We start from the raw sequence: 1,480 nt of genomic DNA, 5'->3' as shown, positions 1-1,480 counted from the left end.
TTAGGCCTCCCCGGTGCCCCGGCCCGGGGGGGGCCGCCCCCCGGCGGCCCCCCGGCTGTCCCCCCCGCGCCCGCCGGGGGGGGGGGGGGGCGGCCCCGGCGCGCCCCCCCCCCCCGGGGGGGGGGCCCGCGCCGCAGGTCACGGAGGGTGGTGCCGCCCGGTCACGGTGCGTCGTCGAGCATGCGGGCGGCATAGGCGGTGGGACTAGGCCCCTATACCACTTCCCGCCGTACCGTACGAACAACTTCCGTTATTCGGCGCATACTGCTGAAAGCAGACGGTCGCCCGCGTTACTGTCAGTTTCGTGTTCGCTGCAGAACGTCGCCAATTGATCCTCGAAATGGTGCGGGCCAACGGGGCCGTGTCGCTCCGTGAGCTCGCCCGCGTCGTCCAGACCTCCGAAGTGACCGTACGGCGGGACGTGCGGGCACTGGAGGCAGAAGGACTCCTCGACCGCAGGCACGGCGGTGCGGTCCTGCCGGGCGGGTTCACCCGCGAGTCCGGCTTCCCGCAGAAGTCCCATGTCGCGACCGCCGAGAAGACGGCCATCGCCGACCTCGCCGCCACCTTCGTGGAGGAGGGTGAGGCCATCGTGGTCGGCGCCGGCACCACGACCCAGGAACTGGCCCGCCGGCTCGCCCGCATTCCCGGGCTGACGGTGGTCACCAACTCCCTGCTGGTCGCCCAGGCGCTGGCGCACGCCAACCGCGTGGAGGTCGTGATGACCGGCGGCACGCTCAGAGGCTCCAACTACGCCCTGGTCGGCAGCGGCGCCGAACAGTCCCTCCAGGGACTGCGCGTCTCCCGCGCCTTCCTGTCGGGCAGCGGGCTGACCGCCGAACGCGGGCTGTCCACCTCCAACATGCTCTCGGCGTCCGTCGACCGGGCGCTCGTGCAGGCCGCCGCCGAGGTCGTCGTCCTCGCCGACCACACCAAGCTCGGCACCGACACCATGTTCCAGACGGTCCCGACCGACGTCATCACCCGTCTGGTCACGGACGAGCCACCCGCCCACGACGACCGCGCCCAGACCGAACTCCAGGCCCTTGCCGACCAGGGGGTGCAGATCGCCGTGGCCGGGGCGACGGGCAGCCAGGGGGGTGACCCGGTCCCGGCGCGCCAGCAGCGCCGGGACGTCCCCCTCCCGAACCCCCGCCGCGGCCACCTCCCCGGCATCCGCCCCACGGGCGTCCTCGCCGACCAGACCCAGCAGCCCGAACGCAACCGCGTGGCGGACATGCGGCGGCGCTGACCCCATCAGGGAGCGCCCGGCTCTCCCCGCGACCGGCAGGATCGACGGCGGCCTGCACACGACGAAGCGCCCGGCGGACCGAGAGGCTCGGTCCGCCGGGCGCTTCGCTGTGCGTCGTCCGTCGCGCGTGCGGTCAGTCCGTGATCTCGCAGATGGCGGCGCCGCTGGTGAGGGAGGCGCCGACTTCGGCGGTGAGGCCCTTGATGGTGCCGGACTTGTGGGCGTTGA

The 1,480-nt window shown here is 73.6% G+C and carries 1 protein-coding gene; it reads left to right on the top strand.

All coding sequences use genetic code 11. The annotated features are described in order from the left end of the window. Positions 1 to 304: 304 nt before the first annotated feature. Positions 305 to 1,252 carry a DeoR/GlpR family DNA-binding transcription regulator gene (locus ACF1GV_RS25835; RefSeq protein ID WP_391685122.1) on the top strand — a complete coding sequence of 316 codons (948 nt, stop codon included), beginning with the start codon at positions 305 to 307 and terminating at the stop codon, positions 1,250 to 1,252. Positions 1,253 to 1,480: the final 228 nt, after the last annotated feature.

It is taken from the genome of Streptomyces sp. NPDC014006 (genome assembly GCF_043088925.1).
Taxonomy (GTDB): Bacteria; Actinomycetota; Actinomycetes; order Streptomycetales; family Streptomycetaceae; genus Streptomyces.
This window is presented reverse-complemented; position numbering and strand designations above follow the sequence as displayed.